The organism is Microbacterium sp., assembly GCF_047972865.1.
Taxonomy (GTDB): Bacteria; Actinomycetota; Actinomycetes; order Actinomycetales; family Microbacteriaceae; genus Microbacterium.
Map to the genome: position 1 here is coordinate 1 of NZ_JBKEAY010000093.1, position 24,986 is coordinate 24,986.

The window sequence follows — 24,986 nt, forward strand, 5'->3', positions numbered from 1 at the left end:
CGGCGTCGCGCAACGGCTGATCGTCGAGGCGCGCGGGGACCCCCAGCGCCTCCCAGAGCTTCTCGGTGGCCTGCGGCATGAACGGGCTGAGCAGCACCGCCAGGGCCCGAAGTCCCTCCGCGGCGGTATACAGGACGGTGCCCAGGCGCGCACGCTGCGCCTCGTCCTTGGCCAGCGCCCACGGCTCGTTGTCGGTGATGTAGCCGTTGAGCGCGTCGACGATGGTCCAGATCGCGTCGATCGCCTCATCCGGACGGAACCGGTTCATCGCCGCGTCGGCGGACGTCGCCGCGTGCGCGACGGTGCGCTGGATCGCGCGGTCGGTCTCGGCCGGCTCGCCCTCCGGAGGCACGATCCCCTCGAAATAGCGGGTGATCATCGCCGTCGAGCGCGAGGCCAGGTTGCCGAACCCGTTGGCGAGTTCGGCCTGGTAGCGCGCCGCGAGATCCTCCCACGAGAACGACCCGTCCTGGCCGAACGCGATCGCGGAGAGGAAGTAGAACCGGTACGCGTCCGGCCCGAACACGTCGGTGATCTCGGTGGGGGCGATGCCGGTGAGCTTGGACTTGCTCATCTTCTCGCCGCCGACCAGCAGCCACCCGTGGGCGAACACGCCGCGCGGCACGTCGACCCCGGCGGCCATGAGCATGGCCGGCCAGATGACGGCATGGAAGCGCAGGATGTCCTTGCCGACGACGTGATAGGCGGGCCAGCGCCGCGAGAACTGCTCCGGGTCGGTGCCGTAGCCGACCGCGGTGGCGTAGTTGAGCAGGGCATCCACCCACACGTAGATGACGTGCGTCTCATCCCACGGCACCGTGATGCCCCAGTCGAACGTGGATCGCGAGATCGACAGGTCCTTCAGCCCGTTCTTCACGAACGAGATGACCTCGTTGCGCGCCGACTCGGGCCGCACGAAGTCGGGAACGTCCCGGTACAGCTCCAGCAACCGGTCGCCGAAGTCGCTGAGCTTGAAGAAGTAGTTCTTCTCCTGCAACAGCTCCAGCGGTTTGGAGTGGATCGCACACACCTTCAGTCCCTCGAAGGCGCCGGTGCCGTCCACGATCTCAGCCTCGGTCTTGAACTCCTCGCACCCGACGCAGTACAGCGCCTCGAACTCGCCCGCGTAGATGTATCCGCGGTCGTAGATGGCCTGCACGAACTGCTTCACCCGCTCCTCGTGCCGGGCCTGCGTGGTGCGGATGAAGTCGTCGTTGGCCACGTCCAGGGTGTTCAGCAGCGGGAACCACGATTCGGCGACGAGCTTGTCGACCCACTCCTGCGGGGTGGCACCGTTGGCCGCCGCGGCACGCATCATCTTCTGGCCGTGCTCGTCGGTGCCGGTGAGCATCCACGTGTCGTCGCCGGCCTGGCGGTGCCAGCGGGCGAGCGCGTCGACGGCCACGGTGGTGTAACCGTGTCCGATGTGGGGCACGTCGCTCGGGTAGTAGATCGGCGTCGTGATGTAGAAGCTGCTGCCGGTGCTCACCCGTGAATTCTAGTTGCGCGTGCGGACCTCTCCGCGCGAGACGTCAGGCGCGGGCAGCCAACGCGGCCTGGTACAGATCGCGCGCCGACAGGTCGGTGCGCTCGGCGACCTGACGGGCGGCGTCTTTCAAACGGATGCCGCCGGCCACCAGGTCCGCCACCTCGGCGACGGCCTCGGCCAGCGGCACCGCCCGCGCAGCGGCACCGCCGACGACCACGACGATCTCACCGCGCACCCCCTCCACGGCCCACGCCGCGAGGTCGGCGAGGGTGCCCCGGCGCACTTCCTCGTGCAGTTTGGTCAGTTCGCGGCACACCGCCGCGGGACGGTCGGCACCGAACGCGGTCGCCATGCCCGCCAGCGTCGCGGCCAGGCGCGACGGCGCCTCGAAGAAGACCATCGTGCGGGCCTCGGTAGCCAGCGCGCTCAGGGCGCGATCGCGATCACCGGGTCTGCGCGCGACGAAACCCTCGAACGTGAACCGGTCGGTGGGAAGCCCCGCGACGGCGAGCGCCGTGACGACCGCGCTCGGCCCCGGCAGCGCGGTCACCCCGACCCCGGCGGCGACCGCCGCGACCACCAGGGCGTAGCCGGGATCGCTCACCGTCGGCATGCCGGCATCGCTGAGAACCAGCACGTCCTGAGCGCGCGCGAGGTCGACGACGTCGGCGGCCCGAGACTTCTCGTTGTGGTCGTGCAGGGCGATCAACCGAGGCCGGTTGTCGACGTCGAGCGCGCGCAGCAACCGCTGTGTCGTCCGGGTGTCCTCGCTGGCGATCACCGGCGCCGTCGCGAGCGCGGAGAGCAGCCGCGCGGAGGCGTCGGAGAGGTTGCCGATCGGGGTCGCCGCGAGGATAATCACCGCCCCAGAATAGGCTGGACCCCGTGAGCACCCACGCCCTGCCCTCGAGAGCGACCCTGCGCCGCTCTTCTTACGACCGTTGGAGGCGACGCGTCATCGCCCATTCCGGGGCGCGACGAACCTGGGAGTGGGGCGTTCCGATCCTCGTCACCGTGGTGGCCGCCGTGCTGCGTCTGTGGAACCTGGGCCAGCCGCATCAGCTCGTCTTCGATGAGACGTATTACGTCAAGGATGCCTGGAGTCAATGGAACCTGGGCTTCCCCGCGACGTGGCCTGACGGCGCCGACGAGAGCTTCGCGGCCGGGCAGACCGACATCTACACCGATGACGCGAGCTTCGTCGTCCACCCCCCGCTGGGGAAGTATCTCATCGGGATCGGGATGTGGATCTTCGGCCCGGAGTCCTCCTTCGGCTGGCGCATCTCGGCCGCGCTGGCCGGCACCGCCTGCGTCCTGGTGCTGTATCTGCTGGCGCGCTCGCTCACCGGTTCGTTCGTGTTCGCGGGGGTCGCGTCGGGCCTCCTGGCCATCGACGGGCTCGGCATCGTGATGAGCCGGGTGTCGTTGCTCGACATCTTCCTCACTCTGTTCATCCTGCTGGCGTTCTGGTTCGTCGTACTCGACCGGCGGCGACATCTCGACCGGCTCGCCGCCCGCATCGCTGAGCGGATGCGCGACGGCACAGCGCCGGCGTGGGGCCCGGTGCGGTGGGTGCGGCCGTGGGTGGTGGCCGCGGGTCTGGCGGCGGGCGCGGCGACGGCCGTGAAGTGGTCGGGCGTGTGGGTGCTCGCGGCGATCGGCATCTACCTCGTCGTCACCGATGCCCTGGAGCGCCGCCGCCTGGGCATCACGTTCTGGCCGGCCGACGCGGTGCGTCAGGGCGTCGTCTCGTTCCTGCTGCTGGTGCCCGCCGCGTTCGTGGTCTACTTCGGGTCATGGAGCGGATGGCTCCTGACCGACGACGGGTACAATCGGCACGTCGCGTACACGCAGCAAGCCACCGGGTTCTTCTCGTGGGTGCCCGTTCGGGTGCAGAGCCTGTGGATCTACCACCAGACGATCTACGGGTCGATGGCGGGGATGTCGACCGAGCACAGCTACGCCAGTGCGGCGTGGCAGTGGCCGCTGCTGCTGCGCCCCACATCGATGTACGCGAACAGCACGCCGGACGGCCAGGACGGCTGCGCGTCGACGCACGGCTGCCTCGAGATCCTGTACTCGATGCCGAACCCGCTCGTGTGGTGGGCGGCGATCGCGGCGACCCTGTGGTTGTTGTACCGCTTCGCGGTGCGCCCCGACTGGCGGTATGCCGTGGTGCTCACCGCGGTGGCGGCGACCTGGCTACCTTGGCTCGCCTACCCCGAGCGCACGATCTTCCAGTTCTACACGATCGCAATGTGGCCGTTCCTGCTGCTCGCGCTCACGTTCGGCCTGCGTGCGGTCGCCGGCGCCCCCGGCGACCCGCCGCGCCGGCGACGCAACGGGCAGCGGATCGTCCTCGCCTTTCTGATCGTGGCCGTCGTGCTCGCCGCCTTCTGGTACCCTCTCTGGTCGGCGGTGAGGGTGCCGTACGAGTTCTACTGGCTGCACAACTGGTTGATCACCTGGGTGTAGCCGCGCAGGCTCAATTCACCTCGGACGGGTGTTTCGACACGCTACCGCCGCGATCCAGCGCCGTGATGGCGTCCTGTTCGGCCGAGGTCAAGGCGAAGCCGAACACGTCGAGGTTCTCGCGGATGCGGTCCGGATGCGTCGACTTGGGGAACACGATGTGGCCCTGTTGGATGTGCCAGCGCAACACCACCTGAGCCGGTGACACGCCGTGCGCGGCCGCCGCAGCCACGACCGGTGTCTCCTCCAGCAGCGGGTACTTCCCCTGACCGAGCGGTCCCCATGCCTCCACCCGGATGCCGAGCGCGGCGCAGGCGTCGGTGACGTCGCGCTGCTGGTAGGCGGGGTGCAGTTCGATCTGGTCGACGGCGGGGGTCACTCCCGTCGCGGCGGCGATCTCGCGGATGTGCTCGGGGAGGTGGTTGGAGACGCCGATGGAGCGGGCTTTGCCGGCATCCCGGATCTCAACGAGCTTCTCCCAGGCGTTGAGGTAGGTGCCGCGCGCGGGCGCGGGCCAGTGCACCAGGTAGAGGTCCACCGATTCCAGCCCCAGTCGCTCCAGGCTCTCGTCGATCGCGGCGAGCGGCTCGTCGCCGGCCTGGCGGTCGTTCCAGAGCTTGGTCGTCACGAACAGCTCGTCGCGCGCGATCCCGCTGGCGGCGAGTGCACGGCCGACCCCCTCCTCGTTGCCGTAGAGGGCCGCCGTGTCGATGTGGCGGTAACCGGCCTCGAGCGCATCGGTGACGATCCGCTCGGTCTGGTCCGGGTCGACCCGGAAGACACCGAACCCGACCTGGGGGATGCGGTGGCCGTCGGTGAGCGTGAGAGAGGGAATCGCCATGGCCTCAGCATAGACAGCGCGCCACCCGCCCCCCGGAGTCCCGCACTGTCGTATCGTGAATCGCAGAAGTCCCGGTCTATCGAAGGAGAAAGATGCGCGCATTGCAATACACGACGTTCGGTCAGCCCCCGGAGATCGTGGACGTGGAAAAGCCCGTGCCCGGTCCCGGCCAGGTGCTGGTGAGGGTCACCGCGGCCGGCATCTGCCACTCGGACGAATTCGTGATGAGCCTGCCCGAAGAGGTCTACCGCGGCGCCGGGTATCCGCTGCCGCTGACGCTCGGGCACGAGGGCGCCGGCACGGTCGCCGAGCTCGGCGAGGGCGTCACCGAGTTCGCCGTCGGAGACGCCGTCGCAGTGTACGGCCCGTGGGGCTGCGGGCACTGTCACCGCTGCGCGGAGGGCAAGGAGAACTACTGCGCCAACGCGACGGCCGAGGGCATCTTCCCGCCGGGCCTGGGCGCGCCGGGCGCGATGGCCGAGTACTTGCTCGTCGACGACCCGCGCCACCTGATCCCACTGGACGGTCTCGACCCCGTCGAAAACGTGTCGCTCACCGATGCCGGGCTGACCCCGTACCACGCGATCAAGCAGTCCGCCGCCAAACTCGGCGCGGGCACGTATGCCGTCGTGATCGGTGTGGGTGGCCTCGGTCACGTCGGGGTGCGGATCCTCAAGGCCATCACCGGCGCGACGGTGATCGCGCTGGACGTGAGCGAAGACAAGCTCGCGCTGGCCAAGGAAGTGGGTGCGGACCACACCCTCCTCAGCAACGAGGACGCCATCGCCGCGGTGCGGGAGATCACCGGCGGCCTGGGCGCCGACGCCGTGTTCGACTTCGTGGGCGCCAACCCCACCATGGCGATGGCCACCGGCATGGCCTCGGTGGAAGCGGATGTCACGATCGTCGGCATCGGCGGTGGCACGATGCAGCTGGCGTTCCAGCAGGTCCCGTTCGACGCCGCCGTCCGCATGCCGTACTGGGGCAGCCGCGCCGAGCTGATGGAGGTGCTCGACCTGGCCCGCCGTGGCCAGATCGGCGTCGAGGTGGAGAGGTTCAGCCTCGAGGACGGCCCCGAGGCCTACCGCCGTCTGCACGAAGGCAGCATCCGCGGCCGCGCGGTGCTCGTGCCCTGACCCGGACCGACCCGCACTCACAGCCCCGCCGGCGCGGTTCCGGCGGGGCTGCGTCGCGCGCGGCGCAATACGATGGAATGCCATGCCCGCACCCGTGATCTCCTACCCGCCGGAGCTGCCCGTCAGTGCCGCGCGAGAAGAGATCGCCCGCGCCGTCGCCGACCATCAGGTGGTGATCGTGGCCGGTGCCACCGGATCGGGCAAGACCACTCAGCTGCCGAAGATCTGCCTCGAGCTGGGGCGCACCGCGATCGCGCACACCCAGCCCCGGCGCATCGCCGCGCGGACGATCGCCGAGCGCGTCGCGCACGAACTCAGGGTCCCGCTGGGCTCGACGGTCGGCTACCGGGTGCGTTTCACCGACAAGGTCTCCGCCGACACGCAGATCGCGCTGGTCACCGACGGCATCCTGCTCAACGAGATCCACCGCGACCGGCTGCTGCGCCGGTACGACACGATCATCGTCGACGAGGCACACGAGCGCTCGCTGAACATCGACTTCCTACTCGGTTACCTCGCCCGCATCCTGCCCGAGCGCCCCGATCTGAAAGTCATCATCACCTCGGCGACGATCGACCCGGAGAGTTTCGCCCGCCACTTCGCCGGCGCCGAGGGCCTGCCCGCGCCGGTCATCGAGGTGTCGGGACGCACGTACCCCGTCGAGGTGCGGTATCGCCCGCACGACGACGCCGACGACGATGTCGACGGCCTGCTCGCCGCCCTGCGGGAGCTCGATCGCGAAGCCGACGGCGACGTGCTCGTGTTCCTGCCCGGCGAGGCCGAGATCCGCGACGCAATGGATGCCGTAGGCGGCATGTACCGGGGGGCGGCCCGCCCCGTGGAGGTGCTGCCCCTGTTCGGGCGGCTGTCGGCGGCCGAACAGCACCGCGTGTTCGAGCGTTCCGGGGTCGCGGGCGTACGCCGGCGGGTGATCCTCGCCACCAACGTCGCCGAGACCTCGCTGACCGTTCCCGGCATCCGCTACGTCATCGACACCGGCACCGCACGCATCTCGCGGTACAGCGTCCGTTCCAAGGTGCAACGGCTGCCGATCGAGGCGATCTCGCAGGCCTCGGCACAGCAGCGCTCGGGACGGGCCGGCCGCACCTCCCCTGGTATCGCGATCCGGCTGTACGCGGAGGACGACTTCACCGCTCGCGACGAGTTCACCGAGCCGGAGATTCTGCGCACGTCACTGGCATCGGTGATCCTGCAGATGCTCGCACTGGGATTCGGCGATATCGGCGCGTTCCCGTTTCTCACACCGCCCGACGCCCGCGGCGTACGCGCGGCGTTCGACCTGCTCGTCGAGCTGCGGGCCGTCACGCGCACCGGCGCCGAGGCCCGGCTCACGAAGCTCGGCCGCGAGATCGCGCGGCTGCCGATCGACCCGCGCTTCGCCCGCATGCTGCTGGAGGCCCGCCGGCGCCACGTGCTGCGTGACGTGCTGGCGATCGTCGCGGGCCTGTCGATCCAGGACGTCCGCGAGCGCCCCGCCGAGCACCGGGACCAGGCCGACAGGTTGCACGGCCGGTTCACCGACCCGACAAGCGACTTCCTCAGCCTGCTGAATCTGTGGAACCACCTGCAGACCCAGCAACGCGAACTCGGCTCCAGCGCGTTCCGCCGACTGTGCCGCAGCGAACACCTCAACTACGTGCGGGTGCGCGAGTGGGCTGACGTGCACCGGCAGTTGCGCACGCTGCTGCGGGTCACCGACTCCCCCGGCGGCGCCGCCGACCCCGACCAGGTGCACCGCGCGATCCTGTCCGGATTGCTCTCCCACATCGGCATCCTCGACACCCGCAGCCTGCGCGGCGACGGCAAGGTCACGGGGCGCAAGCCCCTGCCGGCCTTCCGCGGGGCACGCGGCGCGAACTTCGCGGTCTTTCCCGGCTCGGGGCTGAAGAAGGCCACGCCGGACGCCGTCATGGCCGCCGAACTGGTGGAGACCTCGCGCCTGTTTGCCCGCACCGTCGCCCAGATCGACCCGGCGTGGGCGGAAGAGCTCGCCGGCGACCTGGCGAAGACGTCGCTCAGCGACCCGCACTGGTCGAAGGATGCCGGCGCCGCCGTCGCCGCCGAGAAGGTGACCCTGTTCGGGCTGGAGATCATCCCCCGGCGGCGGGTGCACCTGGTGCGCGTGAACCGGGAGCTGGCCCGCGAGCTGTTCCTGCGGCACGCGCTCGTGGAGGGTGAGTGGAATAGCCAGCGCCTCGATCGGCGGCTCACCGCGTTCGACCGGCGCAATCTCAGCCTGCGGCGCACGATCGAGCAGGTGGAGGAGCGGGAACGGCGCCGCGACCTGCTGGCCGGCGACGAGGTCGTCTACGGGTTCTACGCCGCCCGCGTGCCGCGCGATGTGTTCGACGTGCGCTCGTTCGAGTCGTGGTGGCGGGACGCGTCCCAGCGCACGCCCCGGCTGCTCGACATGACCTTGTCTGACCTGGTCGGCGAGACCGAACGCGCCGACGAGCGCGACTTCCCGACGAGATGGCGTCAGGGCGACCAGGTGCTCACGCTGACGTACAGGTTCGAGCCGGGCGCACCCGATGACGGGGTGAGCGTCGTGGTGCCGCTGGCGTTGCTCGCCCAGTTGCAGCCCGACGGGTTCGATTGGCAGGTGCCGGGCCTGCGCGACGAGCTGATCACCGGATTGTTGCGGGCCCTGCCCAAGTCGATCCGGCGCAACGTGGTCCCGGCCGCGGACTGGGCGGCCACGTTCTCGGACCAGCTCGCCGGCGCCGGGCCGGAGGCGCACGACGGCCTGCCGGGTGAGACGCTGCGGGCCGCTCTCGCGACCCGCGTACAGCGGGTTGCGAACCAGCCGGTGACCGCCGCGGACTTCGAGATGGCGCGGGTGCCGGAGCATCTGGGGGTATCGTTCCGCGCCGTCGACGAGCGCGGGCGCACCGTGGGGGCCTCGCGGGATCTCGCCGACCTGCAGTCGCGGCTGTCGGTGCGGGCACGGGACTCGGTGGCCCGGCGGCTCGCGGCCCCCGAGCGGCGCGGTCCCGCGGCACCGGCGGCTGCGGCATCCGGTGCCGCGGCCGCAGCGGCGGTCACCGAACGCACCGGCCTGACGACGTGGGACATCGGCGACCTGCCCGCCGTCGTGGACACGACCGTGGCCGGCGGGGTCGTGCGCGGCTACCCGGCCCTGATGGATGCGAAGGATTCCGTCACGCTCCGCATCGAGGCGACGCCGGAGGCGGCCGCGCGGCTCACGCACGCGGGGGTGCGGCGTCTGCTGCTGCTGGCGGTGCCCTCCCCCGCGACGTACGTGCTCGAGCATCTGACCGCGAACGAGAAACTCGCGCTCGCGGCGTCGCCCTATCCGTCCGCGAAGGCGCTCGTCGAAGATGCGCGAGTCGCCGTCGCCGACGCCGTGATCGCGCGCACCGATCCCGAGGTGCGCACGGCGGCGCAGTTCGAGCGGGTGCGGGATGCCTTCTCGGGGGTCGTCGTGGACGAGTCGTTCCAGACGGTGTCGCTGGCCGCGCGCATCCTGGTGCGGCAACGCGAGGTCGACCGGGCCGTACGCGCGCAGAACTCGATGACGCTGCTGGCGGCGCTGCGCGACATCACGCAGCAGGTCGCCGGGTTGCTGCCGCGCGGATTCGTGTCGGCGACCGGACTGCATCGGCTGGCGCACCTGCCGCGGTATCTGCAGGCCGCGCAGCACCGGGTGGCGGGACTCGCCGACAATCCGGGCCGGGATCGGCAACGGATGACGGAGTTCGAGCGGGCCGCGACGCTGTACGCCGAGGCCGGCGGCACCATCCCACCGGGCCCGGATGCTCCGCCGCGACTCGCGCACGCCCGCTGGCTGCTGGAGGAGTACCGCGTGAGCCTGTTCGCCCAGCAGCTCGGCACCGCCGAGCCGGTGTCGCTGCAGCGGATCGCCAAGGCCCTCGCCTGATCCCCGCGCCCGCCGCACGGAATACCCGCGCGGCACGCACGGTTGCCATGGACATGGCACGCGTCGTCACGTACACCGAACGGGGAGGGCCCGAAGTGCTCTCGCTGACCGAGGCGCCAACCCCGCCGGTCGGCGCCGGGCAGCTCGGGATTCGCGTTCAGGCGATCGGGGTCAACCCGATCGACGCGAAGCTCCGCGCCGGCATCCGGCACTCGCCCGCGCTGACCGAGCCGCGCCGCATCGGCTCGGATGCCGCGGGGATCGTGACGAGTGTCGGCGACGGCGTCGAGGGCTTTCGCATCGGTGACGCCGTCGTGGTGGCGTGGGCCGCCGGCACCTACGCGTCGGAGTTGACGATCGATGCGGCACTGGCCACTCCCCGCCCGCCGCAGGTTCCCGCCGCCGAGGCCGCCGGCATCGGCATTCCCGTGGGAACGGCGTATCAGACGCTCCGCTCCCTCGGCGTCGGCAGCGACGACACTTTGCTCGTCCACGGCGGGTCGGGGGCCGTGGGGCACGCGCTCATCCAGTTCGCCCGGCTGTGGGGCGCCCGCGTCCTCGCCACCACGAGCGACGCGCGCGCCGACCGCGTGGCTGCGCTGGGCGCCGAACCGGTCGCCTACGGCGCGGGCCTGGCCGACCGTGTCCGCGCGCTCACCGACGACGTCACCGTCGCGATCGACGCGGCCGGCACCGATGAGGCGCTGCAGACCTCACGCGAACTCGTCGACGACCACGCGCGCGTCGCCACGATCGTGCGCGGGGCGGATGCCGATGGGCTCGGCATCCGTGCGTTCGGCGGCGGTAGCCCGCATCCGCTCACCGAACGCGAGCGCGCCTGGCGCGCCGAGGCGGTGCCTGTGGCGGTCGCGCTCCTGGCGGCGGGGCGCTTCGTCGTCGAGCTCGGCCCGCAGCTCCCGTTGGCCGATGTCGTCGAGGCGCACCGTCTGCTGGAGACCGGCGGTCACGCCAAGATCACCCTGGTGCCCTGAGCAGGGGCGCCTCACCCGGCCTGCAGCAGTGCGCGATAGAACGCGATCCCGCGCAGCCACACTTCGATGCGGATGCGCTCGTCGTGGGCGTGGATCGCGTCGCGTTCCGCGCGGGTCAGCCGGAACGGCGCGAACCGGTAGACGTGCCGGCTGAGCGGGGTGAACCAGCGGCTGTCGCTCGCGCCCAGTTGCAGATACGGCGTCGGGACGGTCCCCGCGCCCAGGGTGTCGGCGATCGCCGCGGCGACTCGCCGCCAGGCGGCGCCCTTCCACGGCGACACCGGTGACGGATCGGACCCGTGCTGCACCGACACCTCGACGGCGGGGTCGGCGAGAACCCGGCCGATCCGCTCGGTGACGGCGTCGATGGTGTCGCCGGTGAGCAGCCGCACGTTGACCGTCGCCTGCGCCGTCGTGGCCAGGACGTTCTCGCCGGCAGCGCCCGACAGTTCGGTCACCACCGCGGTGGTGCGCGCGATCGCGTTGGTCTCGGCGCCCAGCCGCGGTAGCACGGCCGCGAGCGCCGGCCCGGTCCAGCCCAGGGTCTGGAACACCGCGCGCAGCGGCCCGCGCGCGTGCGGGGCGACCGTGGCGAACATGGCCCGCACCGGTGGGGCCAGCCGCGTCGGGAACGGATGCCGGTGCAGCCGGTCGATCGCGCGGGCCAGCCGCGCGGTCGCCGGGAACACGGGCGGCGTGGAGGCGTGCCCACCCGATTCGCGGACGGTGAGCAGGACGGTCATCACGCCCCGCTCGGCCACCCCGATCATGGCGGTCGGCGCCGTCACGCCCGGGATCGCCCCCTCGACGACCGCGCCACCTTCGTCGAGCACCATCGCCGGGCGGATGCCGCGTTCGCTCAGCACCCGCGCGATCTGACGGGCGCCGTCGCCGGCGATCTCCTCGTTGTGCCCGAAGGCCAAGTAGACGTCGTGCGGCGGCACGAACTCCTCGGCGACCAGCCCCTCCACGGCTTCGAGGATCGCGACCAGGGCACCCTTGTCGTCGACGGCGCCGCGGGCGTAGATCGCGGCATCCGCACCGTCGCCGACGACCTCGGCGGCAAACGGCGGATGGGTCCATTCGGCTTCGGTGACCGGAACCACGTCGATGTGGGCGAGCAGCAGCAGCGGGTCGCGGTCGGAGGCCCCCCGCCAGCGGTAGAGCACCGAATGACCGGCGATCACTTCGCGGTCGAGGACGGCGTGGAGGGCGGGGTACAGCCGCTGCACGGTCTCATGGAAGCGGTCGAACGCGGCGTGGTCGATGCGCGACTCGTCGGCGTGCGACACGGTCGGGATCTGCAGCAGCTCACGCAACCGCGCCTCGGGTGTGAGCATCACACCTTGAGCCTAGGGCCCGCCGGGTCGTCCGCACGCGCGGGGTAGGGTGTCCCGTGTGATTTCCGCGCCCCTCGACCTCGACCGGCTGAGGCGGCGTCCGGATGTCGAGGGCCCGGGGCTGCACGCGGTCGACGCCGCGGACCGGCTACTGCTCGATACCGCCGGGGCGCCGGCGACCGGCCCCGGGGCGGTCGTGGTCATCGGGGATGCGTATGGCGCGCTGACGCTCGGTGCCGTCGCGGCCGGCGCCACGGCGGTTCGCTCGCACCAGGATGCCCTCACCGGCGAGCGCGCGCTCGCGCGGAACGCGGTCGAGCTGGGGTTCTCGGACGCCTTCGCGTCGCTCCCTCTGACCGCCGAAACCGTGCGCGGTGCACGCGTCGTGCTGGTTCGCCTCCCCCGGTCGCTCGATGCCCTGGCCGACGTCGCGGGGCTCGTCGCAGCCCACGCGCACCCCGACGTGGTCGTCTACGCCGGCGGGCGGATCAAGCACATGAGCCTGGCGATGAACGACGTGCTGGGCCGCTTCTTCGGGCGGGTCGACGTCAGCCACGCGCGGCAGAAGTCCCGCGTCCTGATCGCGCGCGCGCCGCGTGGCGGTGCTGACCCGGTGCCGCGGGCGACGCGCGACGGGGGCGTGGAGATCCGCGCGTTCGGCGGGGTGTTCGCCGGCGCCCGACTCGATCACGGCACCCGGTTCCTGCTCGACCGGCTCCCCGATGCCCTTGCCGGGGGCACCGCGGATGACCCGTTGATCGATTTCGCGTGCGGCAACGGCGTGGTCGCCGCGTGGCTTGCGCTGCGGCATCCGGATGCCCGGGTGTACGCCACCGATCACTCGGCGGCCGCTGCCGAGTCGGCGCGGGAGACCTCGCGCGCGAATCGGGTGACGGATCGGGTCGAGGTCGACCGATCGGACCTGCTCGAGCGGCGTGCGGCGGCGAGCGCGTCGACGATCCTGCTCAACCCGCCGTTCCACTCGGTGGCCACCGTGACCGATCGGCTGGCGCCGCGGCTCTTCGCGGACGCTGCGCGGGTGCTGCGCCCCGGAGGACGGCTGTGGTGCGTGTGGAATTCGCCGCTGGGGTACCGCCCGGTGCTGCAGCGGATGATCGGCGAGACGACGCAGGTCGCCCGCAACTCCCGGTTCACCGTGACGGTGTCGACCCGTCGCTGACCGGGATCAGCGGTCACCGCCGGGCGGGCCGAGGGTGAGCAGCACTGCGTACAGCGCGATCACGGCGACGGCGATGAGGACGGCGAGCACCCAGGGGCGGTGCAGGAACCAGCGCATGAGGGGGTCGTACCAGCGGTCGTCTCCCGTGGACTCCCGTCGCCACTGACCTCCCAGCAGACCGCGGCGGCGCAACCAGATCTCGGCGGGGACGGTGGCGTAGGGCACGACGGCCGACATCACCGCGAGGGCGGCCGGGCCGAACCGCCAGCGGTTGTTGAGCGCCACCAGGATGGCGGTGGCGCCGTAGCTGAGGAACACGAAGCCGTGGATGCCGCCGCCGATCGTGACGGCGAGATCCCACCCGGCCGTGGCGCGCAGCACGAGGCCGAGGATCAGGAGCGACCATGAGAAGACCTCAGCGATCGCGAGCACGCGGAAGAGGGTGGAGGGAGTGCGGATCATACCTTCAGTCTATATGAAGGATCGCGGGCGTTAACCGCGTGCGAGGCTCAGCCGCTGAGACAGCTTGGCGGTGGGAGACGGCGTCCCGCCATAATGTGACCGTCACCGGGTTCCCTTGCAGCTCGGGACGATAGATGGAGGAGCAACCCAACATGGACTTCTGGTCAAACTTCTGGAACATCATCTGGATCTTCCTCTGGGCCTTTGTCTTCGTTGCCTACCTGTACGCGCTGTTCGCGATCATCGCGGACCTGTTCCGCGACGACAAGCTCAACGGGTGGTGGAAAGCCCTGTGGCTGATCTTCCTCGTCTTCCTGCCGTTCCTCACGGCGCTGGTCTACCTGATCGCGCGTGGCGACGGCATGGCCAAGCGCAGCGCGGCGGCCACGCTCGATGCGCAGCAGGCGACGGACAGCTACATCCGCAGCGTCGCCGGCAGTGGTTCGAACGCCGCGCACGAGATCGCGAAGGCGAAGGAACTGCTCGATGCCGGCGCGATCAGCGCCGAGGAGTACGAGAAGCTCAAGGCGCGGGCACTGGCCTGAGTCGCGACGACGGTGTCCGTGTCGGCTACACCGCGCCGGCACGGATGCCGTCGAGCGCTGCGGCGACCTCGGGCAGGCGCCGCGCGAGCGCGCCGTCCAGTTCCGAGAGCCGCTGCTGCGCCTCATCAAGGATGCGCGCACCCTTCGCGGTGACCTGAAGGTTGGATGCCGAGCCGGCGTGAGCGGTCGCGTCGGCGACGAGTCCCTCGTCGACGAGTGCGCGCACAGCGGTGTGGGCGGACTGCACCGTGATGTGGGAGCGACGTGAGAGTTCGGAGAACGAGATCCCCGGTTCCGCGGAAACGTGGCCGAGCAAGCCGAACTTGCGGGTAGAGATGCCGAGGTCTTTCAGTGCCGCCGCGAGTTGCCCCTCCCAGATCGCCGACACCGCCAGCAGGGCGATGACGGGGCTGAAGCCCTGTTCCTGCTTTTCCGGTTCGGTCACGTCATGGATTCTACGGACTTCGCCCGGGTTTCCGGCGCGTCCGGCGCGTCGGCTCGGTCGCCGCGGCCGAGCCGACGCGGGCGGTCAGCCGGACAGCCCCGCGTAGATCTTGGCGAACGTCTCTCGGATCGAATCTTCGTTCCACGACCAGGTGTCGTCGCCGCGCAGGACGACGTCGGCTCCGCCGTCGCAGTAGATCGTCTGCCCGCAGCAGTGGCTGTTCTCGACCGATGTCAGCCACAGCAGCAGGTTCGCGATCGACTCCGGACTCTGGTGGTAGTTCAGCGGCATCGGTACCACCGCATCGACGAGTGCGGTGCCTTCTTTGCTCGACAGCAGGTCGGCTGTCATCGGGGTGACGACCGTGCCCGGACCCACCGCGTTGAGCGGAATGCCCGCGCCTGCCCAGCGCGCTGTCGGCGCTTCCCGGCGCACCCACCGTGAGATGGCACGCTTCGACGAGGAGTAGATGAGCGAGCCCTGTTGGGGGTCACTCTCCAGCTCACCCGCAATTGCGACCGACGCGTCTTCATCGCCCGAAAGCAGCGCATCGACGAGCGGGTCGGCGACCGGTTGCAGCGATGCCATCGATGAGATGAGAGCCGCGCGCGGGGCCTCGGCCCTCACGAGAGTGGGCTGCATCGCCTCGAGGAACTCGGTCATCCCGAAATAGTTGACGCGTGCGGTGGCCGTCTTCGGCAGCGACAGACCGGCGCAGGCGATGACGGCGTCGACGCGACCGTCGGCACGACGGACCGCTTCCGCCGCCGCCGCGTGTCGGCCCTCGCGCGTGGCGAGGTCGCCAGGTGGGCGCGTTCGAGGCGCGCGAGCAGTTTGGAGACCGTGGGACGAGTGAGGCGGAGCTCGTCGGCGATCACGCCGGCCCGGGCCTGACCGAGCAGACCAATCACATAGACGGCGCGGATCGCGGTGTCGTCGAACTCCAGGCCGACACGCTCTGCCACGCGGCGCTGATGTTCGGCGGACGACCAGTGGACGGTCAGCCGGGTGAGCGCGGTGAGAAGACCGGCACTGGAAGCATCCACCTGACCCACGCTAGCCGCACTAGTTGCGTGAGGCAACCATTCTCGGAGCTGCGGCCGAGCGGCCGCCCCCGGCGGGAGCATCGACGCGGGCCACGCCCTGCAGATTCACGCCATCACAGTGTTCGCGGGCAATCGTCGTAGCCTCGCCGAACGGCTTCGATGAAGTCCACCACGGCAGCGCCGGGCGAAGAACTGCCGGCGATAGCGGAGGTGGAGCCGGTTCCGGCCGCCCCCGCACGCATGATCTGGTAGGCATCGTCGGGCGCACTCACCCCTCCGGCGTGCATCATCAGCACGCTCGGCGCGATACGGCGCATCTGCGCGTCGATGTTGCCAATCCAGGGCCGCGCGGAGGACTCCGCGCGGCCGATGAGAGCGGGGGGTTCGTAGAGCACGATCGTCGGTTCGTGCGCTGCCAGCTCCAACACACGAGTGTCCGATTCCGCACACACCATGGTCATCAGGCCAGTGTCGCTCGCCCGCGCGACCGCGAGAGCCACCCCGTCCGGACTGAGCGGATTGCTGTCGTGGTTGAGCATGACGCCGTGCGCACCGGCATCGATGAGCGACTCCGCCGTCACACGGCCGACGCTCGCACCCATCGGCACCAGGTCCATTCCCTGCGCGAACACGAACACGCCCGGCACGGCAACGCGGAGCGGGGCGATCAGCGCCGTGGGGACCGTGATGATCACGGAGACGCCCTCCTGTCGGCCAGCCCGGTCGGCAGCGACAGCGATCTCCACGATCTGATCGATCCGTAAGAGATTCTTGGGCCCAAACTCGAAGAAGGGGGCACCGACGACGCTCGACCGCGAGCTCTGCTGGCCGGTGGTGCGGGACGTCGTAGGCATGGCGACCGATCGGTGAGGGGCTACGCAGACGCGTCAGCGGCATCGTCGGCGGAAACCGTGACGACGCGAACGCTGGAGGGCATGCCGGTGAGGGTCTTGTCGGCGGGAGCGGCGTCGGTCACGACGACATCGATGTCCTCCATTCCCGCAACGCGAGACATGAGAACGCGCCCGAGCTTCGATCGATCGAAGGCAAGCAGGACACGGTCGGCTCGCTCCAGGGCGAGTCGCTTGCCCGCAGTCTCATCGGGGTCGTAGTCGGTGAGACCGCGCGTCGGATGCACTCCGCTGATGCCCATCACATACGTGTCGACGTTGTAGTGCCGCAGATCGTCCGCCATCGTCGTGCTCGTTGTCACCATCTCGGTCTTCTTGAGGCGCCCGCCCAGGATGAAGACCTCGATGTCGCGCTCCCCGGTGAGCTCGGCAGCGATCAGAAGGCTCCTCGTGAGCACCGTGAGAGTCCTGCCGCTCCGCTGGAGTGCGTGCGCCACCGCGAGCGCAGTACTGCCACCGTCGAAGAACACGACCTCGTCATCCGCGAGCAGCTGTGCAGCGGCCTTGCCGATATGCGCTTTCGAGTCGTGATCCTGGCCCGTTCGGGTCGACAGATGCGGCTCTCGGCCCTTGGCATCGACCACTTCCGCACGGCCACCCACCAGCCTCCGGACGACCCCCTCCGCCTCGAGAGCCTCCAGGTCGCGGCGAATCGTCATCTCGGATACATCGAAGTGGGTCGCCAGCGTCGCGATGTCCACCTCGAGCTTGGTGTTCATGAGCGATTGAATCTCGACGCGACGCTGGCGCGGCGACCGCTGGCTCATACAGACCTCCAAGTTGCAAGCCCCACCCAGGGCGTTTTGTGAATCTATCACATGTGTAGAGGTCATGCGCGGGCGAATCTGCGGAGCAATTTACCTCTTGACAAGCCCAAATGTGATCGGCTTTCATACAGTTGAGAAAAGATCACAGTCAAGCCGGACTGTCCGACCGGAAGGAACGTTGATGCACCTCCCCTCAACTACACGAAGTGACCGAAGAGGCTCACGCTCCCGACGCGCGTCCACGGTCGTTGCGATGGCGTCCCTCGGGGTTCTCATCCTTGCCGGCTGCTCCGGCGGTGACACCGACGTCGACGCGGCGGACGCGAACGGCTGGTCGCAGGAGTTTGCCGGCGCAGAGGTGAACGTGCTTGCCGAGGCTACCGCGAACTCCGACATCATCGCCGAGCTTGCGCCCGCGTTCACGAAGATGACCGGCATCGAGGTGAACGTCGAGACGGCACCGTTCGCGCAGCTGGTGCAAAAGGTCACGCTGGGCTTCTCGACGCAGCAGGGTGACTACGACGTCGTATCGATTCCCTATGACTACCTGGGCGCGTACGCCGGGAGCGGCTACCTCGAGGACTTCAGTGCGCTCATGTCTGCCAACGCGGACCGGGTCGGTCCGGGCTTCAGCGCCGACGACATCATCCCCGGCCTCTGGGACACGGCCTCGGTCTGGGACGGCACGACCTATGGCATGCCGTCGAACAGCGCCGTGACGATGATGTTCTATCGAAAGGACCTCTTCGAGAACGAGGCTGAGAAGGCCGCGTTCAAGGATGCATACGGGTATGACCTCGCACCGGCGACGACGTGGGAGCAGTATCGGGACAACGCCGAGTTCTTCACTCGGGGCGCGGGCGATCACCTGGCCGGTGAGACCCTGAGCGAGCCTGTGTACGGTGTCACCATCGCCGGCAAGCGACACGAGGCATCCGTGTTCGAGTGGCTCAACTACGCGAACGCGTTCGGCGGGGGCGTCGTCTCTCCTGACGGCAATCTCATCGTGAACAGCTCCGAGTCCGTCAGCAGCCTGGAGTACATGAGTTCGCTCGGCGAGTTCGCGCCTCCGGGATACACCTCGGCCACGTGGGACGAGGTGACCGCACAGCTCCAGCAGGGCGTCGCCGCTCAGGCGCTCTCCTGGGGCGACACGGCCGGCGTCATGGAGGACCCCGATCAGTCGGCTGTCGTCGGCAAAATGGGCTATGCAGACGTTCCCGTCCGCCACGAGGGCAACACCCACCATGCCCTCCACGGTGCCTGGTCGTACACCATCAGCAAGGATGCAGCGGACAAAGACGCCGCATACCTCTTCGTCGCATGGGCGATGTCCGCTGACGTCCAGAAGGAGATCGGGTTGCGAGGCGGAGTGCCCGCAACGGTTTCCGCCTTCGAGGATCCGGAGCTCGTGGCGGCCTTCCCCTCCTGGCCGCAGCAGCTTGCGAGTCTTGAGAACGCACTCGCTCGTCCGCGGAACGCCCAGTGGCCTCAGATGCTGGACCAGCTCATGCTTCAGGTGTCGAACGCTCTGGTCGGCGACGCGACCGCACAGCAGGCGCTGGACGACGCACAGGACGAGATCACGAGCGTTCTCGGCGATGAGCTTCCGCTGACGGCATTCTGATCCCATGTCGCCTACAGCCACCGCGGCCGCGCCGCCGACCGTCTCCGGGCGGCGGCGGGCCCCGGCGGGACCGCGCTGGACACGTATCGGGATGCAGGCCCCGAGCCTGGTCGTCCTGATCGTTGTCCTGGGATTCCCGCTGCTTTACAGCCTCGCTCTGAGTTTCCAGTCCTATAGCCCGGTCAACCCCGAGGCCGACGGTCATTGGATCGGCTTTGGCAACTACCTTCGGATGTTCCAGGACGCACAGTTCGGCCAGGCCGTGCTGGTCACGATCGCCTATGTCGTGATCGCCGTTCTGATTCAGACCGTGCTCGGCACCGTGATCGGTGTGTGGCTCTCGCGCCTCCTGAAGACCCGTCGGCTCGTGACCTCGCTTGTGCTGCTTCCCATGATCTCCACCCCACTTGTCGTCGGCCTCATGTTCAGCTTCGGACTGAACCCTCAGTTCGGGTACATGACCGATGCGTTGCAGACAGTCGGGCTCGCGGGCGAGGCAGGGGTGCTCGACACGCCGGCAGGAGCCTTCACCGCACTCGTCGTCATGGACGTGTGGGAATGGACACCGTTCATCGCACTCATGGTCCTCGCCGGGCTATCGGCCGCACCGCAGGCTCAGATCCAGGCAGCCGAACTCGACGGCTGCAACACGTTCCAGCTCTACTGGCACGTGATGCTGCCGATGATTCGCCCGGTCATCGGTGTGGCAATCCTCTTCCGCGCGACAGAGGCGGTGCGGATGTTCGATCAGGTCTACATCCTCACCGGCGGAGGGCCGGGCGCGGCAACGACCGTCAACGACATCTTCCAGTACCGCGTGAGCTTCACCGCTTTTGACATGAGCTACGGCGCCGCGCTGGGGATCACAACATTCCTTGTCGTCGCGGCCCTCGCATGGGTCCTGTTCCGATTCCTCAACCGAAAGGACGCACCGTGAGCACGTCGACTGCGCCCACAACACGCGTTCTCCTCACGGGCAACCGGTCGCGAAGAGGTCTCCCACACGCAACCAACCGCGCCCGACGGCGGATCGTCGCGATCATCGGCGCCGTCGTCGCCGCCGTCCTCATCGTGGTCTACCTCTCGCCGATCGTGTGGCTCTTCCTCACGTCCTTCAAGAGCCGGGTCGACATCTTCTCGTCGACTCCCACCATCATGTTCAATCCGACGATCGCCAACTACATCGAGGCGTTCGTTGAGAAGGGGTTCGGCGAGAACCTCGTCAACTCGGCAATAGTCGGGCTTCTGTCCACCGCTATCGCCATGGTCGTGGGCGTTCCGGCCGCCTACAGCCTCAGCCGGGTCGCCAAGGGCGAGACGTTCATGATGGCGCTGCTGGCCGCGCGCCTCCTCCCCGCGATGGTCCTTGCGGTGCCGCTGTTCGTTCTTGCCTCGACACTGGGCCTACGCGACACGTACGTCGCCCTGATCGCCGCTCATCTCACCTTCGCGCTCCCGTTCACGGTGTGGATGATGCGCGGCTTCTTCATCGCAGTGCCCACCTCCCTCGACGAGGCAGCGCGCTTGGATGGTTGCGGCGAATGGAAGACGTTCTTCGCGGTCGTCCTGCCGATCGTCAAGCCCGGACTGGCCGCTACCTCGATCTTCTGCCTCATCAACTCGTGGAATGAGTTCCTCTTCGCGTTGGTGCTCACGGGACGTCACACGCAGACGTTGCCCGTGGCGATTCCGAGCCTCATCACCCCCATCGGGACGTCATGGGGTCAAGTCGCGGCTGTCGGCACTGTCACGATCCTGCCGGTCTTGATTATCGCCTTCGTCGTGCAGAAGCACATTGTCGCGGGCATGACCGGCGGTGCGATCTCGGCGGAATAGCGGCGTCCGCGCGCGCATTCACGAGGTTTCAGTTCATTGATCGACGAGAACCCAAGGAGTAGTTCGTCATGAAGGTTGTATCCGAATCGTTCGTCGTCGAGACGCCTCAGAGACAGGAGTTCTTCGATGTCACTGACCGCGTGATCACCATGGTGGGCGCCAGCGGGCTGAAGGACGGCATCGCGCACGTGTACACGCCGCACACCAGCTGCTGCGTCTTCATCCAGGAGGAGTCCGAGGACGTGACCTACTACGGCACGCAGCTGATTCTGCAGGACACGCTCAACGTGTTCGCCAAGATCGTCCCGCCGGCGCGAAACGAGGGGCAGTACCTTCACCCGGGTCCGATCCACATCAAGAACGCGGCCGAACTGCGAGGCGAGCATCCGTCCTGGGGCCTCAACACGGATGGGCACATCATCTCGTCGATCATGGGGCGATCCGAGACGATCCCGGTACACGATGGTGCTCCGGTGCTCGGCGAGTTCGGTCGCGTGTACTTCGGGGACCTCGACCTGGTCCGCGCCCGCACACGATCCGTCTTCATGACGCTGATCGGCCAGTAGCGTGTTCACCTACGCGGTCGACCTCGGCACCACCAATATCAAGGTTGTGCTGTACGACTCCGCTCTGCGCGCGCGCGACCGCGCGCGCACCGATGACCTACCTGCGTCAGGGGCGACGGGTCGAGTTCGACGCGGAGGAGGTGTTCACCACGACGGTTGCCCTCATCAACGAGTGCACGCGGGATCAGCCCACCGGAGAGGCCGAGGCGTGCATCGTCGTCACCGGGCAGGCCGAGTCGCTGGTGCTGCTGGGCCGGCGAGGTGATCCGATCGGTCCAGGAGTCTCGTGGCTGGACGAGCGGTCGGCCGGTGAAGCAGCCGAGATCGCCGAGCACTTCGGCGCTGACGCGGCATTCGCCGTGACGGGCGAACCGGAGTCGGTGTCGACGTGGCCCGCCAGCAAGCTCCTCTGGGTCGCTCGACACGACCCGCGACTCCGTGACGCGACAACGCACGTCCTCATGCTGAAGGACTACATCCTGTTCCGCTTCACGGGCGCCGTGGTGGGCGAGTTGACCACGCGCGGGTTCACCTACCTGTTCGATGTGCCGGGTCGCCGATACTGGGACGCCATGCTGGATTTCTGTCAGGTCGATCGGGCACATTTGCCCGAGATCGTTCCTGCCGGCACCGATATCGGCGACGTTCTCCCGGCTGTGGAAGCGCTCCTACCGCCCGCGGCGTCGTACCGAGTGAACACGGGCGCCCTGGATCACTTCTGCGCAATGGTGGGTACCGACTCGTACCGGCCCGGCGCCCTGAGCGCATCGGCTGGCACCGTGCTCTCCCTCTCGATGCTGCCTCAGAGCTGGACGTTCGACCCGAGTATGAAGCTCTCCTTTCACGCAGGAATCCGATCCGACGAAACAGTGCTGTTCACTTGCGCCGACAGCGGCGGAGCAAGCCTGACCTGGTGGGAGAGCGTCCTCGGCGGCGTCGACTTCCGCGAGGTCGAGAGCGTTCTGACCGAGCGTGACACCCGAACCGCACCGGTCTTCTTGCCGTACCTCACGGGGCTCAACCCGCCCGACTTCAACCCGGCAGCACGGGGTGCGTTCGTCGACCTCGGCATCGAGCACGACCGATTCGACCTGATCTTCGCGGTCATGGAGGGCGTCGCTCATCTGCTTCGACGCAACCTGGACGATCTTGCGACGCATGGCCACCAAGCGGAAGAGATCGTATCCGCGGGCGGAGGAACCGTGTCCACCTTCTGGAACCAGCTCAAGGCGGATACGTGTCAGGTAGAACTGCGGACACCGCGCGAGCCGGAAGCTTCGTGCCGCGGCGCGGCCATTCTCGCGCTGGCCGCATCCGGCCGGATCGGTTCACTCGAGGACACCGGCCACTTATACCAGCCCGAAGTACACTCCTATCGCCCGCGCGCGAGCGAGACCCTCCGCACCAGACATCTCGCGTTCGAGAACGCGCTGCACCGGCTCTACGGCAACGCTCACGGCTGAGCACGCTGCACACCAGAAAGGAAGACCCATGCTCCTCTGCTGCTCCAGCCCGATGGTCCCGGGCGAAACACTAACGAAGAAGGCACAGCTTCTCCGCGAGTGGGGCTACCCGACGATCGCCGTCTTCCACCCATACGACGAGTGGAACGCGCAGACCCGACGTGAGCTCCTATCGCTGGAGGCCCGTACGGGAGTTCGCCCCGTCGAGTTCGTCCTGACGGCGGACATCTACGGCAAGGCGATGTCACCCAACGCTTCGCTTCGGGCTGCGTGCCGCGACATGTACCGTCGAGCGGTCGATGTCTGCGCCGAGCTCGACATGGTGACCGAGATCGAGTTCGAGTACGGCCCCCAGGATCCGATGCCGCTGTTCACTCCGTATCAGCGCCCCTCCTCGGAGGATGAAGCTGCGTTCCTTGACTTCTACCGTGAACTCCTCGGCCGCACGGCGGGTTCTGAAGCGTCCGTCCTTCTCGAACCGCTCAACCGCTACGAAAGCCGGTACCTCAACTCGGTCGCCGACAACCTCGCCCTGATCGAGCAGGTCGCGCACCCCGCAGCCGGGCTGCTTCCGGACACGTTCCACATGTCCATCGAAGAGGCAAGCGTGCCCGACGCGCTTCGGACCGCCGGCGACAAGGTTCGCCACGTGCATCTTGGGGACAACAACCGGCTGCTTCCCGGGCGCGGATCGCTGGACTGGGCGGGAATATTCGACGCGCTCGCCGACATCTCATACGGCGGCGCGGTGAACCTGGAGTGCTCGACATCCGGCAACCCGAGCAAGACCCTTCCCCAGTCCGCCCGCTTGCTGGGTGCCCTCATACGGGGAGAACGATGACCCCTTACGCGCCGATGAGTGGAGGGTTCACGGTCACCTTTACCGCGTGGCGCACGGGCGAACCCGACCGCCCCGTGCACTGAGCCGGGCCCAACGACCCCGATCACCACCGATCAACAAGAAAGGACATCATGGACACGAACCTGTCCGGCCGGACAGCCGTCATCACCGGAGGAGCGCGGGGCATCGGCTATACGGTCGCCCGGTCGCTCGCGGCGGAGGGAGCTGATATCGCTCTGGTCGACCTGCTCGACACCGTCGAGGAAAGCGCCGCCACGATCGCTTCCGACCTCGGGGTACGGACGATCGGACTACGTCTCGACGTGACGGACCAGGACGCCACCAACGCCGCGTTCGCGACGATCGGAGACACCCTCGGCGTCCCCCGCATCCTCCTCACAGCGGCCGGCATCGAGATCAACGGGGACTCGATCGACGTCGCAGCCCACGAGTGGCGCAAGGTCATCGACGTCAACCTCACCGGCACCTTCTTCTCTGCCCAGGCGTTCGGTCGCGGCTTGCTCGAAGCAGGTCTGCCGGGAAGCGCGATCATGATCGCATCCATGTCGGGACTCATCGTCAACGTGCCGCAGTGGGCCGCGTCCTACAACGCCTCGAAAGCAGCAGTCGCCCACCTCGGGAAGTCACTCGCCGTCGAGTGGGCCTCCTCAGGCATCCGGGTCAACTCGATTGCGCCCGGATACGTGATGACCGACCTGACGCGCGAGATCATCGAGCGCGAACCCGAACTAGAGGCAGGGTGGGTCGCCCTCATCCCCCAGGCTCGCATGGCGAAGCCTGAGGATCTCACAGGTCTCGTCGTCTTCCTGGCCTCGGAGGCGTCGAGCTACATCACGGGGCAGCAGATCGTCATCGACGGAGGTTACACGGCCGTGTAGCGCCCCGCGACACGGCGGGCGATCCTCGGTGACTGTGGTGGAGTTCATCAGCGACCGCGCTGGCGGGAGCCGCACCGAGCAGACCGATCACGGAGACTGTTCGGATCGCTGTACCCCGCCCGCCTTGCTAGCAGAGCCTTGCTAGCAGAGCATCAGTAGCATGCACCACAAGCCGCGCGACTGAGGCGCTGCGTTCGAGTCCACGA

Annotated in this window: 22 protein-coding genes; 13 read left to right on the forward strand and 9 right to left on the reverse strand. The window is 68.6% G+C overall.

From position 1 onward, the window contains the following. Window positions 1-1,489: methionine--tRNA ligase (gene metG, locus ACK5KK_RS05820; RefSeq protein ID WP_416889146.1), on the reverse strand; the 1,489-nt coding region annotated here is incomplete at its 3' end. Between the two features lie 43 nt (window positions 1,490-1,532). After that, complete coding sequence (gene rsmI, locus ACK5KK_RS05825; protein WP_416889147.1) at window positions 1,533-2,351, reverse strand: 16S rRNA (cytidine(1402)-2'-O)-methyltransferase; 819 nt, start codon at window positions 2,349-2,351, stop codon at window positions 1,533-1,535. Between the two features lie 23 nt (window positions 2,352-2,374). Here rsmI and ACK5KK_RS05830 point away from each other — a divergent pair, with 23 nt between their 5' ends. Next, on the forward strand, window positions 2,375-3,964 hold the full coding sequence (locus ACK5KK_RS05830; RefSeq protein WP_416889148.1) for a dolichyl-phosphate-mannose--protein mannosyltransferase: 1,590 nt from the start codon (window positions 2,375-2,377) through the stop codon (window positions 3,962-3,964). Window positions 3,965-3,974: 10 nt separating this feature from the next. Here the strand turns inward: ACK5KK_RS05830 and ACK5KK_RS05835 are convergent, their stop codons facing one another. Continuing rightward, window positions 3,975-4,802 (reverse strand): aldo/keto reductase, encoded by an 828-nt coding sequence (locus ACK5KK_RS05835; protein ID WP_416889149.1) that lies wholly within the window; start codon window positions 4,800-4,802, stop codon window positions 3,975-3,977. 92 nt (window positions 4,803-4,894) lie between these two features. Between ACK5KK_RS05835 and ACK5KK_RS05840 the strand changes: the two genes are divergently transcribed. The 3 genes from ACK5KK_RS05840 to ACK5KK_RS05850 all read left to right on the forward strand — a co-directional run bounded on the left by ACK5KK_RS05840 (window position 4,895) and on the right by ACK5KK_RS05850 (window position 10,852). Further along, the gene (locus tag ACK5KK_RS05840) at window positions 4,895-5,938 is read left to right on the forward strand and encodes an NAD(P)-dependent alcohol dehydrogenase (RefSeq protein WP_416889150.1); all 1,044 of its coding nucleotides are present in this window, start codon (window positions 4,895-4,897) and stop codon (window positions 5,936-5,938) included. A gap of 82 nt (window positions 5,939-6,020) precedes the next feature. After that, window positions 6,021-9,860: an ATP-dependent RNA helicase HrpA gene (gene hrpA / locus ACK5KK_RS05845; protein ID WP_416889151.1), complete on the forward strand. Its 3,840-nt coding sequence runs from the start codon at window positions 6,021-6,023 to the stop codon at window positions 9,858-9,860. 53 nt (window positions 9,861-9,913) lie between these two features. After that, entirely contained in the window at window positions 9,914-10,852 is a 939-nt protein-coding gene (locus tag ACK5KK_RS05850) for a quinone oxidoreductase family protein (protein WP_416889152.1), read from the forward strand. 11 nt (window positions 10,853-10,863) lie between these two features. Here the strand turns inward: ACK5KK_RS05850 and ACK5KK_RS05855 are convergent, their stop codons facing one another. Then, entirely contained in the window at window positions 10,864-12,192 is a 1,329-nt protein-coding gene (locus tag ACK5KK_RS05855) for a M20/M25/M40 family metallo-hydrolase (protein WP_416889165.1), read from the reverse strand. A 58-nt stretch (window positions 12,193-12,250) separates the two neighbouring features. On the opposite strand from ACK5KK_RS05855, the gene ACK5KK_RS05860 reads away from it, so the two are divergent. Next, window positions 12,251-13,372: a class I SAM-dependent methyltransferase gene (locus tag ACK5KK_RS05860; protein WP_416889153.1), complete on the forward strand. Its 1,122-nt coding sequence runs from the start codon at window positions 12,251-12,253 to the stop codon at window positions 13,370-13,372. A gap of 6 nt (window positions 13,373-13,378) precedes the next feature. Here the strand turns inward: ACK5KK_RS05860 and ACK5KK_RS05865 are convergent, their stop codons facing one another. Beyond that, window positions 13,379-13,834, reverse strand: a complete 456-nt coding sequence (locus tag ACK5KK_RS05865; RefSeq protein ID WP_416889154.1) for a DUF3817 domain-containing protein — start codon at window positions 13,832-13,834, stop codon at window positions 13,379-13,381. Between the two features lie 152 nt (window positions 13,835-13,986). Here ACK5KK_RS05865 and ACK5KK_RS05870 point away from each other — a divergent pair, with 152 nt between their 5' ends. Then, window positions 13,987-14,379, forward strand: a complete 393-nt coding sequence (locus ACK5KK_RS05870; protein WP_416889166.1) for an SHOCT domain-containing protein — start codon at window positions 13,987-13,989, stop codon at window positions 14,377-14,379. 25 nt (window positions 14,380-14,404) lie between these two features. On the opposite strand, the gene ACK5KK_RS05875 is transcribed toward ACK5KK_RS05870, so the two are convergent. From ACK5KK_RS05875 to ACK5KK_RS05890, 4 genes are all read right to left on the reverse strand, one after another. Beyond that, entirely contained in the window at window positions 14,405-14,824 is a 420-nt protein-coding gene (locus tag ACK5KK_RS05875; RefSeq protein WP_416889155.1) for a MarR family winged helix-turn-helix transcriptional regulator, read from the reverse strand. An 84-nt stretch (window positions 14,825-14,908) separates the two neighbouring features. After that, on the reverse strand, window positions 14,909-15,817 hold the full coding sequence (locus ACK5KK_RS05880; RefSeq protein WP_416889167.1) for an SDR family oxidoreductase: 909 nt from the start codon (window positions 15,815-15,817) through the stop codon (window positions 14,909-14,911). 166 nt (window positions 15,818-15,983) lie between these two features. After that, window positions 15,984-16,724 carry a triose-phosphate isomerase gene (locus tag ACK5KK_RS05885; RefSeq protein ID WP_416889156.1) on the reverse strand — a complete coding sequence of 247 codons (741 nt, stop codon included), beginning with the start codon at window positions 16,722-16,724 and terminating at the stop codon, window positions 15,984-15,986. A 20-nt stretch (window positions 16,725-16,744) separates the two neighbouring features. Then, window positions 16,745-17,614 (reverse strand): DeoR/GlpR family DNA-binding transcription regulator, encoded by an 870-nt coding sequence (locus tag ACK5KK_RS05890; RefSeq protein ID WP_416889157.1) that lies wholly within the window; start codon window positions 17,612-17,614, stop codon window positions 16,745-16,747. A gap of 187 nt (window positions 17,615-17,801) precedes the next feature. On the opposite strand from ACK5KK_RS05890, the gene ACK5KK_RS05895 reads away from it, so the two are divergent. The 7 genes from ACK5KK_RS05895 to ACK5KK_RS05925 all read left to right on the forward strand — a co-directional run bounded on the left by ACK5KK_RS05895 (window position 17,802) and on the right by ACK5KK_RS05925 (window position 24,780). Then, a complete protein-coding gene (locus ACK5KK_RS05895) occupies window positions 17,802-19,175 on the forward strand; it encodes an extracellular solute-binding protein (protein WP_416889158.1) in 1,374 nt (457 codons plus the stop codon). Window positions 19,176-19,179: 4 nt separating this feature from the next. Continuing rightward, window positions 19,180-20,112, forward strand: coding sequence for a carbohydrate ABC transporter permease (locus tag ACK5KK_RS05900; protein ID WP_416889159.1), 933 nt, complete (start codon window positions 19,180-19,182; stop codon window positions 20,110-20,112). Next, the gene (locus tag ACK5KK_RS05905; RefSeq protein ID WP_416889160.1) at window positions 20,109-21,011 is read left to right on the forward strand and encodes a carbohydrate ABC transporter permease; all 903 of its coding nucleotides are present in this window, start codon (window positions 20,109-20,111) and stop codon (window positions 21,009-21,011) included. The genes ACK5KK_RS05900 and ACK5KK_RS05905 overlap by 4 nt, the downstream gene beginning before the upstream one ends. Before the next feature lie 68 nt (window positions 21,012-21,079). Beyond that, window positions 21,080-21,577 carry a secondary thiamine-phosphate synthase enzyme YjbQ gene (locus tag ACK5KK_RS05910; RefSeq protein ID WP_416889161.1) on the forward strand — a complete coding sequence of 166 codons (498 nt, stop codon included), beginning with the start codon at window positions 21,080-21,082 and terminating at the stop codon, window positions 21,575-21,577. 92 nt (window positions 21,578-21,669) lie between these two features. Next, window positions 21,670-23,040 carry an FGGY-family carbohydrate kinase gene (locus ACK5KK_RS05915; RefSeq protein ID WP_416889162.1) on the forward strand — a complete coding sequence of 457 codons (1,371 nt, stop codon included), beginning with the start codon at window positions 21,670-21,672 and terminating at the stop codon, window positions 23,038-23,040. 28 nt (window positions 23,041-23,068) lie between these two features. Continuing rightward, window positions 23,069-23,881, forward strand: coding sequence for a TIM barrel protein (locus ACK5KK_RS05920; RefSeq protein WP_416889163.1), 813 nt, complete (start codon window positions 23,069-23,071; stop codon window positions 23,879-23,881). A 131-nt stretch (window positions 23,882-24,012) separates the two neighbouring features. After that, window positions 24,013-24,780, forward strand: a complete 768-nt coding sequence (locus ACK5KK_RS05925; RefSeq protein ID WP_416889164.1) for an SDR family oxidoreductase — start codon at window positions 24,013-24,015, stop codon at window positions 24,778-24,780. Window positions 24,781-24,986 lie beyond the last annotated feature (206 nt).

Coding starts and splice junctions, on each gene's coding strand:
- ACK5KK_RS05850 (WP_416889152.1), top strand. CDS start 9,914: ATGGCACGCGTCGTCACGTACACCGAACGGGGAGGGCCCGAAGTGCTC.
- ACK5KK_RS05840 (WP_416889150.1), top strand. CDS start 4,895: ATGCGCGCATTGCAATACACGACGTTCGGTCAGCCCCCGGAGATCGTG.
- ACK5KK_RS05920 (WP_416889163.1), top strand. CDS start 23,069: ATGCTCCTCTGCTGCTCCAGCCCGATGGTCCCGGGCGAAACACTAACG.
- ACK5KK_RS05895 (WP_416889158.1), top strand. CDS start 17,802: ATGGCGTCCCTCGGGGTTCTCATCCTTGCCGGCTGCTCCGGCGGTGAC.
- ACK5KK_RS05915 (WP_416889162.1), top strand. CDS start 21,670: ATGACCTACCTGCGTCAGGGGCGACGGGTCGAGTTCGACGCGGAGGAG.
- ACK5KK_RS05890 (WP_416889157.1), bottom strand. CDS start 17,614: ATGACCTCTACACATGTGATAGATTCACAAAACGCCCTGGGTGGGGCT.
- ACK5KK_RS05900 (WP_416889159.1), top strand. CDS start 19,180: ATGTCGCCTACAGCCACCGCGGCCGCGCCGCCGACCGTCTCCGGGCGG.
- ACK5KK_RS05885 (WP_416889156.1), bottom strand. CDS start 16,724: ATGCCTACGACGTCCCGCACCACCGGCCAGCAGAGCTCGCGGTCGAGC.
- ACK5KK_RS05855 (WP_416889165.1), bottom strand. CDS start 12,192: ATGCTCACACCCGAGGCGCGGTTGCGTGAGCTGCTGCAGATCCCGACC.
- ACK5KK_RS05870 (WP_416889166.1), top strand. CDS start 13,987: ATGGACTTCTGGTCAAACTTCTGGAACATCATCTGGATCTTCCTCTGG.
- ACK5KK_RS05865 (WP_416889154.1), bottom strand. CDS start 13,834: ATGATCCGCACTCCCTCCACCCTCTTCCGCGTGCTCGCGATCGCTGAG.
- ACK5KK_RS05925 (WP_416889164.1), top strand. CDS start 24,013: ATGGACACGAACCTGTCCGGCCGGACAGCCGTCATCACCGGAGGAGCG.
- hrpA (WP_416889151.1), top strand. CDS start 6,021: ATGCCCGCACCCGTGATCTCCTACCCGCCGGAGCTGCCCGTCAGTGCC.
- ACK5KK_RS05910 (WP_416889161.1), top strand. CDS start 21,080: ATGAAGGTTGTATCCGAATCGTTCGTCGTCGAGACGCCTCAGAGACAG.
- ACK5KK_RS05835 (WP_416889149.1), bottom strand. CDS start 4,802: ATGGCGATTCCCTCTCTCACGCTCACCGACGGCCACCGCATCCCCCAG.